The sequence below is a fragment of the Leptolinea tardivitalis genome (assembly GCF_001050275.1).
GTDB lineage: Bacteria > Chloroflexota > Anaerolineae > Anaerolineales > Anaerolineaceae > Leptolinea > Leptolinea tardivitalis.
In genome coordinates this window covers 181,444-196,464 of record NZ_BBYA01000009.1, presented here as the reverse complement: position 1 = coordinate 196,464, position 15,021 = coordinate 181,444, and the positions used below count along the sequence as shown (strand labels likewise).

Sequence of the window (15,021 nt, the reverse complement as noted above, 5' to 3'; positions counted from 1 at the left end):
TACATGGTATGAGAAAATCTTGACATTGTCAAGATATCGTCCTACAATCTTTACAGTGTCAAGTTTATTTCAATAATCCGTTAGGAAAACTGGATTTATCCCCCACCCCGTTGACAGGGTTATCCCCCATACAGGTACACAAAAAGCGGAAAATAAAGAGGTGTATATGGAAGATTTTATGCCTGTGAAAGAAACCATCGTTTCCACCTGCCGTACTCTGGTGGAAAAAGGCTACCTTATGGCCACAGGAGGGAATGTTTCCATGCGCATTCCCGGCCGTCAGGCTTTTGCCGTAACCCCATCCAATTTTGACTACCTGAAAATGACGCCAGACGATGTCTGTGTTCTGGATTTCAATTTACAGATTCTCGAGGGGATGCTTAAACCGTCTGTCGAAGCGGCCATGCACTGCGCCATCTACGAAACCCGCGGGGATGTTAACGCCATCATCCACACCCATCAGGTGTATACCAGCGCTCTCACTCTGATCAAAGCACCCATTCCGGCACTGTTTGACGAACAGGTACGCTTCCTGGGCCGCAGCGTGGATATTATCCCCTATGCACCATCAGGGACCGGTTTCTTGAAAAATCAGGTGGCCAAAAGCGTAAAAAATCACCACAATGCCTATATGATGCAAAATCATGGTGCTCTGGTTTTTGGCAGCGATATGGACCGCGCTCTTGATAATGTAGAAGTTCTAGAAAAATGCGCGCTGGCTTACCTGCTGTCTCTTTGCAGCGAACGTGATGTGACCAAGATTCCCCTGGCCGTGCGAGAGATTGCTTTTTCCAAACTCCGCAGCGATCAGAAGAAAATTGAAAAACGGGTAACCGAGTTATTAAAGAATTCTGAAAAAAGTGAAGACAAGTAAATCTTCAGGGAGACCAGGATGACCGAACAAAACTATGCCATTAGCGAATACCCCGATGTGGATGCCGTCTACGCGCGGTTGAACAACCTTGTAAAGCAGCCTCTGCGGCCGGTACGGGAAGAAAAAATGAAGGAGTATCTCAATTTCTTTGAGACCAAATGCAAACGCTCCAAAGAATTGACTGACGAAGCGAAAAAATATATTCCCGGCGGGGTGCAACACAACCTGGCCTTTAACTATCCTTTTCCGATCGCCATTGAAAAGGCAGACGGAGCCTACCTGTGGGACGCCGACCAGAATCAGTACATTGACTTCCTTCAGGCAGGTGGACCGACTGTCCTCGGCAGCAACTATGAACCCGTGCGGGAAAAAGTTTTTGATATGCTGCGATCCTGCGGTCCGGTAACCGGTCTGTTCCATGAGTATGAGTTGAAACTGGCCAAACTGATCAACCAGTACATGCCTTCCATTGAAATGCTCCGCATGCTGGGTTCCGGTACCGAGGGTGTGATGGCAGCCATCCGGGCTGCCCGCACTTTCACAAAGAAAAAATATGTCATTAAAGTAGGCGGAGCCTATCACGGCTGGAGCGACCAGATGGTCTTTGGTCTTCATGTTCCCGGCACCGGCCGGCTGGAAGCCACAGGCATTCCCCGTGGCGCCAACGCAACCACAGAAGAATTCTTCCCCAACAGTCTGGCAAAACTGAAACGGCGGCTTGTTTTCAACCGCCTGCTGGGCGGAACGGCTGCGGTGATTGTTGAACCGGTGGGACCGGAGAGCGGTACGCGGCCGGTTCCCTATGATTTCAACCAGAAAGTCCGCGAGTTGTGCGATGAATTTGGCGCCCTGCTCATATTTGATGAAGTGGTCACCGGTTTCCGCCTCGGGCTGGGAGGAGCTCAGGGATATTTCAACGTCAAACCTGACCTGACGGTGTTCGGCAAGTGCATTACCGGCGGTTACCCGATGGCCGGGGGTGTTGGCGGCCGCCGTGATGTCATCATGACGTTTGCTGCCGGTATTGGCGGTGTGGGAGAGAAAGCCTATGTGGGAGGCACACTATCAGCCAACCCGCTTTCCTGTGTGGCCGGATATTATGCCCTGAAAGAGATGGAACGAACCAACGCTCCGGTCATTGCCGGAAAAGCCGGTGACAGGCTGACCAAGGGGCTCAATGCTATCATTGATAAATATGGATTGCCGTTTGTAGCCTTCAACCAGGGTTCCATTGTGCATCTTGAAACCTCGGGCGTCATGCTGCTGGACCTGCGAAATCCCATTAAACTGGCCAAAGAATTGAAACCCCGCAAGCATATGATTGAACAAATGGGTGCCGCTTATATGGCCAACGGACTGATCACTCTGGCCGGTTCACGTATGTATACCTCCATGGCCGACACCGACGAGGTGATTGACGAAGCCCTGCGCCGGTTCGAGCTTGTTTTGAGCGAGTGCGTTTAAGATATTCAGGCATCCCCGCAATCTTTCTGCGGGGATGATTTTTTCTTAAAATAATTCCACAACCGGAGCACAGATCATGAACAATCAATACAGACTGTATCCTTACCGATGGGTCGTACTGGCGGTCTTTATGTTCATCAACCTGACCATCCAGATCCTCTGGATCAGTTACGCACCCATAACCGGCCCGGCCGCCATGTTTTACGGTGTGTCAGATTTGCAGATCGGCTGGCTGGCCATGTCGTTCATGATCGCGTTTATTCCGCTTTCCATTCCAGTCTCCTGGGTGATTGACACCTATGGGTTCCGCCTTGCTGTAAGTATTGGCGCCATCCTCATGGGCGTTTTTGGACTGCTGCGCGGACTGGCCGGTACCAGTTACAACACGGTTCTGCTGGCAACCATCGGAATAGCCGCCGCACAACCTTTCCTGTTAAACGCCTGGACGAAGGTTCCAGCCAACTGGTTCTCGATCGAAGAACGTGCCACCGCCGTAGGTATGGTCACACTCTCCAATCTGGTCGGAACGGCACTGGGCATGGTACTCACTCCTGTTTTGATTGAATCTATGAGCATCCCCAATGTTCAATTGATCTTTGGCGGTGTGGCCGCCCTTTCTGCCGTGTTGTTTGTGGTTCTGGCCCGGGAAACACCACCCACTCCTCCCTGCCCGGCCGGGCAGGAAGTGCGCGCCCTCATGCTCGATGGACTCAAAAATGCCGCGAAAAACCGGTATTTCTGGATTTACCTGGCGGTTTCGTTTATCGGCCTGGGAGTTTTCAATGGGATCACCACCTGGGTGGAGAGCATCATCCGTCCGCGCGGTTTTACCCCCACAGATGCCGGTACGCTGGGAGCCTTAATGCTGGCAGGCGGCGTCATTGGAGCTGTAGTCATTCCGCCCTTCTCAGACCGTCAGCACAAACGCAAACGTTTCATTCTGATGGGTTTTGTGTTGACCATTCCGTTTCTTATCGGGTTGACGTATGGAACATCGCTGTGGGTGTTATTAATTTCGGCGTTTGGTCTGGGATTCTTTCTCACCAGCGCCATGCCCATCGGTATGCAATATGCCGCCGAAATCACCCGCCCCACTCCCGAAGGCACATCCAACGGGCTGATCCAGCTCTTCGGGCAGGCATCCGTTGTGTTTGTCTATATCATGGAAGCCGTGAAAACACCGGAGGGTTCCTTCACTCCGGCTTTGCTGCTTGCACTCGGACTGCTCGTTCTGGGCACTTTTCTCATCACCCGGCTTAAAGACCCCGAATTTGAAACTCCGACCAGTGAACCATCTTTATCTGTAGACTAGGATATTTCTTATGACAGAATCGCCGCTCATCCTTGCCATTGACCACGGTACATCCTGCATGAAAGTCGCCTTAATCCGCGTGGACGGACAGGTAGTGGGATGGGAAAGCCAGCCTGTCCGGCTGTATTTGACTCCGGATGGCGGGGCCGAACAATCTCCCGATGAATGGTGGAGTGTTTTACTGTCAACCACACAAAAATTGCTCGAACGGTTCCCGGATGCAAAGAAAGATGTGGCCGCCATTTGTGCTTCCACACAAGGAGAAGGTACCATCCCGGTTGATAAAGACGGGCATGCCCTGATGAATTGCATCCTGTGGATGGATATGCGCGGCGAACCACACCTGAAAAAACAATTCCACGGGCTGGTCAATATGGGCGGAGTCAGCGTGTATAACACTCTCCGCTGGGTCACTCTCACCGGCGGAATGCCCTCTCTGACCGGCAAAGACCCCTCTTCGCATATGCTCCTGGTGCGTGACCGATTCCCGGAGATATACGAACGCACATACAAGTTCTTGAATGTGCTGGATTACCTCAACATGCGGTTAACCGGCCGTTTTGCCGCCACGTATGACTCGATCCTCACCTCCTGGGTGACCGATAACCGCTCCCCAGATGCCGTCCATTACCATGCCGGGCTGGTGCAGTCCAGCGGTATTGCGGCTGAAAAATACCCCGAAATCGTCCCCTGTACGGCAGTTCTGGGAAATCTGAAACCTGAAATCGCCGACTTGCTCGGTTTGTCTCGCAATGTAAAGGTGGTGGCAGGGGCCATTGATAATACGGCGGCTGCCATCGGCGCCGGAACCGTGGCTGATTTTGCCGCTCATCTGTATATCGGCACGTCTTCCTGGATGGCCGCCCATGTGCCTTTCAAAAAGACGGATATCGCCACCTCTATGGCCTCAGTGCCCTGCGCACTGCCGGGCCATTACCTGCTGACTGCCCTGCAGGCCACCGCCGGAGGCAATCTGACCTATCTGCGCGATAATATTCTGTATCACAAAGATGAGCTCCTGCAGGAAGAGAATGTTCCAGATATCTTCAAGGTGTTGGATATCATTGCCGCCCGCGTTCCGGCGGGCAGCAACGGGGTGATTTATACACCCTGGATCTGGGGGGAACGTGCGCCCATTGATGACCGGGCCGTGCGTGCCGGATTGTATAATCTGTCACTTCGCAATACGCGCGAAGATATCATCCGAGCATTCCTTGAGGGTATTGCGTATAACACCCGCTGGCTGCTTGACCCGATGCAGCGATTCATGGGACGGAAAATTTATCATGTCAATATCGTGGGCGGCGGGGCACAATCGGATATCTGGTGCCAGATATTCGCAGATGTGATGAATGTGGAAATCCATCAGGTGGCAGACCCGGTGTATGCCAATGCGCGCGGTGCTGCCTGGATCGGCGCGGTTGGGATGGGTGAGATCACCTTCAATGACATACCGGAGCTGGTGAAATTCAAAAACACCTATGTTCCCAATCCTCAGAATCGAAACACCTATGATTCTTGTTTTGATATTTTTAAGAAAATCTATCAACAGATGAAAGGGATATATCACCAGTTGAATAGATAACGCCTGGTTTATCCGAATAAATCGGATAAACCAGGCATAAATCCCATTAATCATCCATAAAATTTCTGGTGTTTTTATGTCAAAAATAGCATAATAGTAGTAGAATTTGTTGCCCTCCTAAAAAGAATATGAAGCATTTTTCATTTACGGTAAACGATTCTACTGCCATTGCCGGTATGTTGGCTTCGCCTGATCTTGCCAGTGAAGCTCAGCATTCTTCGGCCATACTTGTTCAAATCTACAGCGCCCTGAACCAGAAAGATTGGTACAGGGAACTACAGGAAAAGATTTCATGTAGATTCCCTTCAGCGGTAATTGTCGGGGCGAGCACATTTGGTGAAATCATTAACGGTCATACCATCACCGGGCAGACCATTGTTGGATTCACGTTCTTTCAGTCATCCCATATCCAATCTGTTCATCTGGATTGTGACAGCGGCAAGGAAGAAGATGCGGGCAGGCAGCTGCGAAGTACCATTGACGCCCTGAACCTTCCCATCAGCGGCATCCTGTTGCTCACCACTCCTCTTCTGATCGATGTCGCCTCGCTGATGCAGGGATTCCAATCACAGAAGAGCGACTTTCCGGTTTTTGGCGGCGGTGCAGGTGACTATGCAGAGATGTCAAGATCTCTGGTTTTTGACGGGAACGCCTGTTTCGACAGCGGGGTGGTGGCTGTTGTGTTTTCAGGGTCAGACCTGCACATTAAAACCAGTACGTATCTTGGCTGGCGGATGATCGGCAAAGAAATGACCATCACCGATACGGACGGCTTGCTGGTCAAATCGGTGGATGGGAAACCAGCCTTTGATATTTATGCCCATTATCTGGGTGTTCTCAATGACGAAAAATTTTTCCTTAACGCCCTGGCATTCCCCTTCATGTTCAACCGAAAAAATGTGGTCATGGCACGGGTTCCCTTTGGCGCCAGAAAAGATGGAACCATAAAATTCGTCGCCGACATCAAGAAAGGCGAAACGTTCCGAATGGGGTACGGCAATCCTGAAATGATCATTCGAGATGCCGCCGAAATTAAGAAGGACCTGGCCAGTTTTGATCCCGATGTGCTCTTCCTTTTTTCCTGCTGCTGCCGTCGGTTCCTTATGCAAAATGATGTAGAAAAAGAAACATCGCCTTTTGAATCCATTGCCCCGACATTTGGCTTTTATACCTACGGAGAGCTGCATGGCACGGGCGAAAATGTAAAAGTGCTGAACTCAACGCTGGTTGCCGTGGGTTTTCGTGAAGGACCGCCTGAAAATACATTCCGCCTCGGTATGGAAGAAGATCAGAATGATCTGTCAATCAACCACCCGCAAAATACAACCTTACGGCTTGTCCATTTTCTGGGTGCGGTGACAGATGAATTAGAACAGGCCAATGAAGAACTGCAATTATTATCCTGCACAGACAGCCTGACGCAGATCAACAATCGTGGATCACTGGACATCTCGATTAATAAAGAGCTGGCACGCGCCGCCCGGTATTCATCCATGTTCTCTGTGATTCTATTTGATATTGATCTCTTCAAGCATATCAACGACACATTTGGGCATAATGCCGGTGATACGATGCTGCAACAAATTGCCGAAACAGTGAGGAAAACAGTCCGAGAATCTGATTTTGTCGGCCGGTGGGGCGGAGACGAATTTTTGATCATCCTTCCGCAGACGGATCTGACCCGGGCAACACAGGTGGCGGAGAAAATCCGCGAGAAAATTTCAGCACTCGATATACCCGAGATTGGACACATCTCCTGCAGCTTCGGGGTGACCAGTTGTTGTGAAAGCGACAGCGAGAAGTCAATTATTGAACGTGCCGACCAGGCTTTGTATGATGCCAAAAGTGCCGGTCGAAACCAGGTGCGTGCCCGATAAGACCCGTGGAACCGCCGCACCTTACCGGATGATTGGCGGATTGAACGCAACCGGCACGTAATTTCCTTGATCTCTGCAGGAGATTGGTCTATAGTATCCTGCATGGAAACCAACAACACTACCTGCCTATCCCACCGCCCGGTGACGGATGCCGACCTGCCGGTCATCTGTCGTTTTCCCCGCAGCGAACAGGAATTGTTTTTCATGTTCCCCAAAGCGGAATACCCGCTGACGATTGAACAGCTCCGGGATTCCATCAACAATCGAAAGGATTCCACCGTGGTGCTTCTGGACGGCAAGACGGCTGGATTCGCCAATTTTTATATCTGCCAGCCGGGGGACACCTGTTCCATCGGCAACGTGATTGTCTCACCGGAGGCGCGCGGCCGGGGAGTGGGTTCGTACCTGGTCCGTACGATGATTGGCCTTGCCAGGGAAAAATACCGGGTCAAAAATGTACAGCTCTCCTGCTTCAACCAGAATGTTGACGGCCTGCTGCTCTACCAGAAACTGGGGTTCAAACCCCATTTCATCGAAGAACGTTTTGATAAATCCGGCGGCCGTATTGCCGCCATTCACTTTATCTACGACCTCGATCCGGCGTCAGTGTAATATTCCCCCCGCTGACACATGGTTTACCCTATAATAGGGATGTCCCGATCCCGATCCCGGCCCCTGAGCCTGTCGAAGGGGAGCCTGTCGAAGGGAGCCTGTCAAAGGGAGCCTGTCGAAGGGAGCCTGTCAAAGGGAGCCTGTCAAAGGGGGGATGAACCGTTTACCACCGACTCTTCCTGTTTCCGCCCCAACCCCTGTCCCGGCCCCGATCCCTGAGCCTGTCAAAGGGAGCCTGTCGAAGTAAAATCTATCAGATTCATTCAATGGAGCATCCATGACCACTGAAGTTTCCACACGCCCTCTGCAAACCCTGCTGGCTTTCCCCTTCCATGAAGACCGCTGGCAGTCCAAAATGCTGATCGGCATCGGCCTGACCTTGGCCGGCATGATCATCCCGATCATCCCCGGCCTGATCCTGATGGGCTATGTGTACCAGATCATGCACCGGGTTATTGTTGACCGCGGCAGCCTGTACCTGCCGGAATGGGACAATTGGGGAAAATTCCTAAAAGACGGCTGGCGGCTGTTTTGCGTTGCCTTTCTGTACAGCCTTCCCACCCTGGTTGTGTCATTTGCCGGGATGGGTATCTACATTGTTACCTTCATCGGAGCGATGACTGCCGCAGGAAACCACCCCGATTCACCGGCTTCCATACTCCTGTTTGTGGCCATCGGCATCCTCTTTCTGAGCATCGGGTTGAGCATTCTTACGGGTACACTCACCTTCCTGGTGCTGCCGGCCGCACTGGGACACACCGTAGCCCGTGATTCGTTTTCCGCTGGGTTTGATTTCACCGGCTGGTGGAAAATCTTCCGCGCTAACACCGGAGGATTTCTCATTGCCCTGCTGGTGATCACCGGCCTGATGGGGTTGGTTTACATTGTCAGCCAGATTTTTTCCATGACCATCGTGCTGATCTGCCTGATCGTCCTCCTGCCGCTGGCCGTCGGTTTCTACGTTATGCTGATTGGCGCCGCGCTGGTGGCCGGGGCGTACCGCGAGGGGGTGGAAAACCTGGAGCTGGCCGAGCTTAAGCTGGCGGAAGCCAGTATAGTTGCGGTACAGGAGGAGAAACCCTCGTGATGACATTCGATGCCAGATATCCCGTAATCTTTTCGCGCACCCCCCCTCCCAAAAATGGAATATCCGGTATAATTTCCATGTGGGGTGCGCGTCCAGAGGAATATATTAAAAGAAAAGAGCGCATCACGGTTAAAAACAATAAATGCCCGTCAGGGCATTGAGACGATACCAAAAAGTTGATTAAGCGTAAGTTCTCGCTGGTTAAAAACAATAAATGCCCGTCAGGGCATTGAGACGAAACGAATCACATCAATCCGGTTATTCACAATTGGTTAAAAACAATAAATGCCCGTCAGGGCATTGAGACTTACCGCTATGAGCCACAAGGCTCCAAGTAATCCATCTTTGTTAAAAACAATAAATGCCCGTCAGGGCATTGAGACCTAATTCTTCTAAATCATTAGACAACTGCCCCGGGTTGCGTTAAAAACAATAAATGCCCGTCAGGGCATTGAGACCCTCTTTGCTCTGGCCGTAGACCCGGTATGTCTACGGTCGTGTTAAAAACAATAAATGCCCGTCAGGGCATTGAGACGGACAGCGGGGCTTACTAAGAGCAAATTCCGGCAACCGCTCGTTAAAAACAATAAATGCCCGTCAGGGCATTGAGACGACGACCAATTTTGTACAGTGATTCTAAGTCATCAGTTAAAAACAATAAATGCCCGTCAGGGCATTGAGACATTGCCTTGAGTGCCGTACCGTTGATAACACAGCACAATTCTTATAGGGTGGGTTGAAGGCACATTTGAAAACCCTGTCCATTTGAAAGAGCTTTGCCAAACATGGAGAGCCTTCAACCCACCTGATTCTGTCCATTCGATCCATGTCAAAATACCGGGTGACCTGTCAAACGGGCTTTTTTCATCCAAAAGACCACCGGAAAGAAATTAATAGGGTGGGATCAAAAGCGATCCCACCCTATGAGACTTCAACCCGTATACCGGGTGACCTTTCAACCAGGCGTCTCGCTCAACCATGTGGTCATCGGATAAAATTAATGTGGTGGGATCAAAAGCGATCCCACCCTATGAGATTTCAAGCCACATACCGGGTGACCTGTCAAACGGGCATCTCGCTCAACCATATGGTCATCGGATAGAAATTACTATGGTGGGAACAAAAGCGATCCCACCCTATGAGACTTCAACCCGTATACCGGGTGACCTGTCAAACCAGGCGTCTCGCTCAACCATATGGTCATCGGATAAAATTAATGTGGTGGGATCAAAAGCGATCCCACCCTATGAGATTTCAAGCCACATACCGGGTGACCTGTCAAACAGGCATCTCGCTCAACCATATGGTCATCGGATAGAAATTACTATGGTGGGAACAAAAGCGATCCCGCCCGATAGTATCTACTTTCGGGTCTCGAATCCCTTTTCGGGCGACCACTCACACCTGCCCGGATATTCATACACACAGTCGCAGCAGGCGTTCCCGTCAGCCAGTGTGCCGGTTCGAGTGAAGCCGTTGTCAAAATAGTGTGAAAACAGGTAATCCATGCGGCAAATGGTAGGGAAAAGCTCACGGTACCCGAATTTATCCGCCAGCTTCAACATGGCACATTCGTAAATATTGATACCAAAGGTGTGCCTGTCTATATCCATATACTCGATACGCCAGTCAAACGGGTGAAGCTGACCGGCCTTGCCGCGCTTTTCAGCTTCGGCCGCCTTGCGCCGGAATTCACCCAGGTACATGGCTCTGGCAAACCAGTGCAGCACGAACTTTGGCAGCGGCCTGACCATGGCTTCGTTGATCAGCCAGATATGCTGCAACGCGGCTTCCTTTTCGATACCCAGCGAGCGAAAAGCCCTGTACCACGAGAAATAACACGGTCCATAGTGATAATTCAGGCTGAAAACACTGTCTCCGATATCGGGTGTCTCGTTAAGGATGGAACGCAGTTCCTTCCGGGATTCCTGCACAAACCGGGAGTAAAACTCCCGGCCGTACAGCCGGATGATATCCGCCCGCGCCATGACCGTCATGAAAGTGAAAATAATCCACGTCTTGATTTTGAACATTCTGTGCTGCTCCTATTCTGTCACCTTTAGAGCCGATCCGATGTAGTAGTAACCCGAGATCGATTCTTCGGGATTGTAGACCTGCCGCATGGCAGTCACAATCAGGCCGCTGCGGGTGAATTCCACAGGAAAGTTGCGGTTGACATTACAGCCGGCCGCAAACAGGCGGTATAAAGGATTGGTCAGGTGCTGTACCCAGACCATCCCTTTGTTCCAGCTCCGGCCGTGTTCTGCAAAAAGGAATCGTCCACCAGGTTTCAACACCCGCCGAATTTCGGCCAGTGAGCGCTGTACATCAGAAACGCTGCACAGGGTGAAGGTGCTGACGACCGTATCAAAGGTTCCGTCTGGAAAGGGCAGGGATTCAGCCGGAGTCTGGTGGAAATCGACTGCCAGATCAGACCGGCGGGCAGCCGGTTCCGTCCGGCTGACATCCACCGCTGTAATGGCATGTACATCAGCAGGATAATATGGAAGGTTCAGTCCCGATCCGAAACCTATTTCCAGGATATTTCCTGAAGCTGTTGAAAGGACTTCCTTTCGCAGGTTTGCATAGATAGGAGTGCTCATCGCCCGATTCATCATCGGATAAAAACAGGTGTTTTTCCAATCGGTCATGGTAGTTTATCCAAATAAATCGGTCAGCATGGCACCGACGAAACTGGAAAGGATGCGGTCTGCATCAGGCTGGAACTGACTGCGGTCAAACATCAGCAGGAACAACGCCTGAATGTAGTTATTCACCCGGCTGGCATCCCCCGTGGAGCGAAAACCCCGCAGGGATAGAATATCGAGAACCTGCTGCATATATTCGCGGTCAGATTGCTGATGCTCCAGCAGACTTGCCGGTTCGAGATTGAGTAAAAGGTAATCCATCTCTTCCCGCCGGATAAAGGATACCAGCCGGTTCATTTTTTCAGATGACAACATGGTCATTACTGCCTGTTTCAGCGCAGACCTGTCACCATGCGGCAGGGGTTCTATCAAATCAAGAAATTCGTCTTTCAGAGAAGTTTCCAGCTCTTCAAACACTCTGAAAAACAGGGCTTCTTTGGACGGAAAGAAATGATAGAACGCCCCGGTGGAAATGTTCGCTGCCCGGGTCAACGATTCAACCGACGTTTTGCGCACGCCGGTTTGTTGGGCCATCTCTCGGGCAGCATCCATCAGCCTGCGGGTGATGTTTTGAGTCTGGGTGGGGGTAAATCCGCGCGGCATTATTACCCTTTATATATGAATATATTTATTATTTATTCATATATGATTATATCATCATTTTTAATTTCCAAAACCCGGGGATGTATAGTCTCTGGGTTTTGCGGGGTTCATGGTAATTATGATTTTTCTCGTTATCCGATCTTGATCCTAGTCCCTCGTCTCGGCCAGCACCTTCTCAACCATAACCCGTTCAAACTCAGGGGCTTCGTTCACCCAGGGATTATGGCCGGAGTGTTCAAACCAGACAATTTCTTTGTGCGGAGCATCCAACAGATCGTAATATTCCTGGGCAAGTTTCACCGGCGCATTAATGTCATGCCGGCCGATCAGGAAATACACAGGTACATCGAGTTTTGTCGCCTGTTTGCGGAAATCCACATGCCAGAGCTGCGGGTAAACAATACCAAGAGTTTCAATACCGCCGCGGAACCAGCTCACCTTGTCATACAGTCCATATTCCGGCGCGGCGAGATCACGCCAGGTGTTGGACCCGTTATCATTTATTTGAGGATTCTGGTTCATATAATCATAGGTATCCAGCAGAAAAGCCGCCTCTTCCCAGATGAGGTTTTTGTCATAATAAGGCGGCGGTCCCTGTTTCAATAATTTTTCCACTTTGGCCGTGTCACCGCGTTCGCGGGCCCAATTCAGGGCAAATTCATAGCAAATCCGGTCATTTTCAATGAAAGCCACCATCTGACCGGTGCCCACCATAGCCTGGAACAATTCTGGGTAGCGTTGAACCAGCAGTACACCCAGTACACTCCCCCAGGATTCTCCCACCAGGTAAATCTTGTCCTGCTTGAAGCGTTCACGGAGCTGCAGCACCAGTTCGTGCCCGTCTTCGATATACCGTTCCACGGTTATCTTTGAACGGTCAACCGAATCAAATGACTTTCCCGCCCCGGGCTGGTCCCAGTTGACCACCACAAAGTGGTCTTCGAGCCCGGGCAGGTTCAGGCGTTCGGTGCTCATCTGGCTGCCGCCCGGCCCTCCGGCCAGGAAGAGCAGAACAGGATTGGTGGCATCCTTTCCGCGTATGGATACCCACTGCTGGCTGCCGTTGAGGGTCATTTTTTCCAGTGTAGCAATGCTGCCGGGAACAGGATTGCCCTGTGCATCTGTAATAGGCGGCGTGGTTGCATACATCTGGGAGGCGGCCACACCCAGTGCGGTGACAGCCAATGCACCGGCCAGGCTTAATCCAATCCCTTTTCCAACCGGTTTTATCCAGAACTGCAAAGATAGGGCAAACAATCCAGCGGCCATAAGAAGAACCCACACCGGCATGGGAACAGCCGTGGCTTTGGGAAGCAAGGTAAGCGGGAAGAAGAAAATTATCGAAAAGAGAAAGGCAAGAATACACAGCAGGGCGATTCCGATTTTCGCCAGAACACGAAGGATGCTTTGCATATATTTTCTCCCACTTAAACTTCCAGGTGTTTACTGGAGATTACGCCTCCAGTGGATATAGAACCTGACACACTCGGAACTACCCCAATTCAGGCTGTGGTTTCAACGATTCTACCGAAAACAGGGTCGGGTTACAAGCGCAGAATTTTAAAGGGAGGGTCTCTCAGCTATAATGGAATAAGGGGAAAATGGTAATTCAGGTTGGAATTCCTCGAACATTCTTACCCGGTATATCTCACGGAGGAAAAAATGGAATTACCCTGCAAGAACATCGCTGTGATTATGGTTCTGACCTCTCTGGCACTGGGCGCCTGCCAACCGGCCGCACAGGTTCCGACGGCGACTGTGATCCCCACATATCCCATCCCCACACCACTTCCGGCAGCGACTTCGGCTCCCCAGCATCCTTCAGCCCGGCCGGATGCCTCACGGCTCGATTTCTCTTCCCGAACCATGATTTCAGGTTCCGGTGAGATTAAACCCGACGAATCTATCCAGATGGTATTTAAAGGTGACTCGGGTCGAAAGATCAACATCAAAGCAAAAATTGAATACAGCACTCTGGGTTCACTGGCTTTCTGGGGCGCAGACGGCACCAATCTGATCCCACAGCTTGCCGGGCTGACGGAATGGGAAGGTGTTATCCCATCCACACAGGATTATTATCTTGATCTTCACAATAGCGCCCAGGAATCTATGGGCTATGAGATGACTATCAAAATGCAGCCGCTCTCCCTTCCCGAAGCCACGCGCATACAGTTCCAGCCCAATACCACCGGCTGGCATACCCCCGGTGAATTGACTCCCAAACAGGTCCAACGGTTTGTCCTCGGAGCCATGGCCGGGCAGGAGATGACCATCCGTCTGACCACGGATCCGGCAGATGCCAAAGCCTACCTGAATATCTGGAGTATGGATGGCACAACCTACACATCTCAGTCTCCCACAAAAGACATATCCATCCGGCTACCGGCTTCCCAGGATTACTATGTAGAACTCGTCTCGGTGTTTGATCAACCCGTTCCATATCAGTTGAGCGTGACTATTCCGCCGCTCGGATCAGGCCTGGCGACAAAGTCAGCCGCCGCCTCAACCCCATCAACAGCCCTGGGAGCAAAAATCGCAAAAGATCAGGTAATCCGGTCTGATGCCGGTCTCATCAATCAGGAAATCAAAGGATCGGTCATCAGGGGCGAACGAGACCGGTACAGTCTGCAAATGGTTACCGGAGAAAACTTCGAAGTTCTGGTGACCTCGTCAGAAGGCAATGCCGTCTTCACAATCATCGGGCCAGATAACAACCCGCTCCCCGGAACAGAAGAAGGCAAAGACACAAACAACTGGTCTGGATCAATTAAGAAAGAGGGGACGTATGCCATTCTGGTCGGCCCAACGCGTGGGAATGCCACATACACGTTGAAGGTAAGTATTACCAGATGAACAAAAAGATCCGGCACTTACCGGATCTTTTTGTTGGATCAGGATTTTACTATCGTCTACTGTCTCCCGGTCTGTTGTATTGCAACAATATTGCATTTGTGTTGTA

12 protein-coding genes and 1 CRISPR repeat array are annotated in these 15,021 nt (G+C 51.1%); of the genes, 8 read left to right on the top strand and 4 right to left on the bottom strand.

What is annotated here, in order from left to right; all coding sequences use genetic code 11:
• The first annotated feature begins 178 nt into the window (after positions 1–178).
• The 7 genes from LTAR_RS17245 (at position 179) to LTAR_RS08160 (ending at position 8,811) form a co-directional block, all read left to right on the top strand.
• Complete coding sequence (locus LTAR_RS17245; protein ID WP_201775960.1) at positions 179–874, top strand: class II aldolase/adducin family protein; 696 nt, start codon at positions 179–181, stop codon at positions 872–874.
• Between the two features lie 18 nt (positions 875–892).
• Positions 893–2,338, top strand: a complete 1,446-nt coding sequence (locus tag LTAR_RS08185) for an aspartate aminotransferase family protein (RefSeq protein ID WP_062421712.1) — start codon at positions 893–895, stop codon at positions 2,336–2,338.
• 76 nt (positions 2,339–2,414) lie between these two features.
• Positions 2,415–3,650: an MFS transporter gene (locus LTAR_RS08180; protein ID WP_062421711.1), complete on the top strand. Its 1,236-nt coding sequence runs from the start codon at positions 2,415–2,417 to the stop codon at positions 3,648–3,650.
• Between the two features lie 10 nt (positions 3,651–3,660).
• Positions 3,661–5,235 (top strand): xylulokinase, encoded by a 1,575-nt coding sequence (locus tag LTAR_RS08175; protein ID WP_062421710.1) that lies wholly within the window; start codon positions 3,661–3,663, stop codon positions 5,233–5,235.
• Between the two features lie 128 nt (positions 5,236–5,363).
• Positions 5,364–7,112 (top strand): sensor domain-containing diguanylate cyclase, encoded by a 1,749-nt coding sequence (locus tag LTAR_RS08170; RefSeq protein WP_062421709.1) that lies wholly within the window; start codon positions 5,364–5,366, stop codon positions 7,110–7,112.
• Positions 7,113–7,214: 102 nt separating this feature from the next.
• Positions 7,215–7,724 carry a GNAT family N-acetyltransferase gene (locus LTAR_RS08165; RefSeq protein WP_062421708.1) on the top strand — a complete coding sequence of 170 codons (510 nt, stop codon included), beginning with the start codon at positions 7,215–7,217 and terminating at the stop codon, positions 7,722–7,724.
• Positions 7,725–8,001: 277 nt separating this feature from the next.
• On the top strand, positions 8,002–8,811 hold the full coding sequence (locus LTAR_RS08160; RefSeq protein WP_062421707.1) for a DUF4013 domain-containing protein: 810 nt from the start codon (positions 8,002–8,004) through the stop codon (positions 8,809–8,811).
• Between the two features lie 128 nt (positions 8,812–8,939).
• A CRISPR array of direct repeats spans positions 8,940–9,494; the repeat unit is 36 nt; unit sequence GTTAAAAACAATAAATGCCCGTCAGGGCATTGAGAC.
• A 678-nt stretch (positions 9,495–10,172) separates the two neighbouring features.
• Here LTAR_RS08160 and LTAR_RS08155 read toward each other — a convergent pair.
• The 4 genes from LTAR_RS08155 to LTAR_RS08140 all read right to left on the bottom strand — a co-directional run bounded on the left by LTAR_RS08155 (position 10,173) and on the right by LTAR_RS08140 (position 13,475).
• Positions 10,173–10,844, bottom strand: a complete 672-nt coding sequence (locus tag LTAR_RS08155; protein WP_062421706.1) for an L-2-amino-thiazoline-4-carboxylic acid hydrolase — start codon at positions 10,842–10,844, stop codon at positions 10,173–10,175.
• Between the two features lie 12 nt (positions 10,845–10,856).
• Positions 10,857–11,462: a class I SAM-dependent methyltransferase gene (locus LTAR_RS08150; RefSeq protein WP_062421705.1), complete on the bottom strand. Its 606-nt coding sequence runs from the start codon at positions 11,460–11,462 to the stop codon at positions 10,857–10,859.
• Between the two features lie 6 nt (positions 11,463–11,468).
• On the bottom strand, positions 11,469–12,062 hold the full coding sequence (locus LTAR_RS08145) for a TetR/AcrR family transcriptional regulator (protein ID WP_062421704.1): 594 nt from the start codon (positions 12,060–12,062) through the stop codon (positions 11,469–11,471).
• Positions 12,063–12,209: 147 nt separating this feature from the next.
• Positions 12,210–13,475, bottom strand: a complete 1,266-nt coding sequence (locus LTAR_RS08140) for an alpha/beta fold hydrolase (RefSeq protein WP_062421703.1) — start codon at positions 13,473–13,475, stop codon at positions 12,210–12,212.
• Positions 13,476–13,724: 249 nt separating this feature from the next.
• On the opposite strand from LTAR_RS08140, the gene LTAR_RS08135 reads away from it, so the two are divergent.
• Positions 13,725–14,915: a hypothetical protein gene (locus LTAR_RS08135; protein WP_062421702.1), complete on the top strand. Its 1,191-nt coding sequence runs from the start codon at positions 13,725–13,727 to the stop codon at positions 14,913–14,915.
• Positions 14,916–15,021: the final 106 nt, after the last annotated feature.

Bases quoted from the DNA above. Each gene is read 5' to 3' on its own strand.
- LTAR_RS08145 (WP_062421704.1), bottom strand. From the start codon at position 12,062: ATGCCGCGCGGATTTACCCCCACCCAGACTCAAAACATCACCCGCAGG.
- LTAR_RS08165 (WP_062421708.1), top strand. From the start codon at position 7,215: ATGGAAACCAACAACACTACCTGCCTATCCCACCGCCCGGTGACGGAT.
- LTAR_RS08170 (WP_062421709.1), top strand. From the start codon at position 5,364: ATGAAGCATTTTTCATTTACGGTAAACGATTCTACTGCCATTGCCGGT.
- LTAR_RS08185 (WP_062421712.1), top strand. From the start codon at position 893: ATGACCGAACAAAACTATGCCATTAGCGAATACCCCGATGTGGATGCC.
- LTAR_RS08135 (WP_062421702.1), top strand. From the start codon at position 13,725: ATGGAATTACCCTGCAAGAACATCGCTGTGATTATGGTTCTGACCTCT.
- LTAR_RS08160 (WP_062421707.1), top strand. From the start codon at position 8,002: ATGACCACTGAAGTTTCCACACGCCCTCTGCAAACCCTGCTGGCTTTC.
- LTAR_RS08140 (WP_062421703.1), bottom strand. From the start codon at position 13,475: ATGCAAAGCATCCTTCGTGTTCTGGCGAAAATCGGAATCGCCCTGCTG.
- LTAR_RS17245 (WP_201775960.1), top strand. From the start codon at position 179: ATGCCTGTGAAAGAAACCATCGTTTCCACCTGCCGTACTCTGGTGGAA.
- LTAR_RS08150 (WP_062421705.1), bottom strand. From the start codon at position 11,462: ATGACCGATTGGAAAAACACCTGTTTTTATCCGATGATGAATCGGGCG.
- LTAR_RS08175 (WP_062421710.1), top strand. From the start codon at position 3,661: ATGACAGAATCGCCGCTCATCCTTGCCATTGACCACGGTACATCCTGC.
- LTAR_RS08180 (WP_062421711.1), top strand. From the start codon at position 2,415: ATGAACAATCAATACAGACTGTATCCTTACCGATGGGTCGTACTGGCG.
- LTAR_RS08155 (WP_062421706.1), bottom strand. From the start codon at position 10,844: ATGTTCAAAATCAAGACGTGGATTATTTTCACTTTCATGACGGTCATG.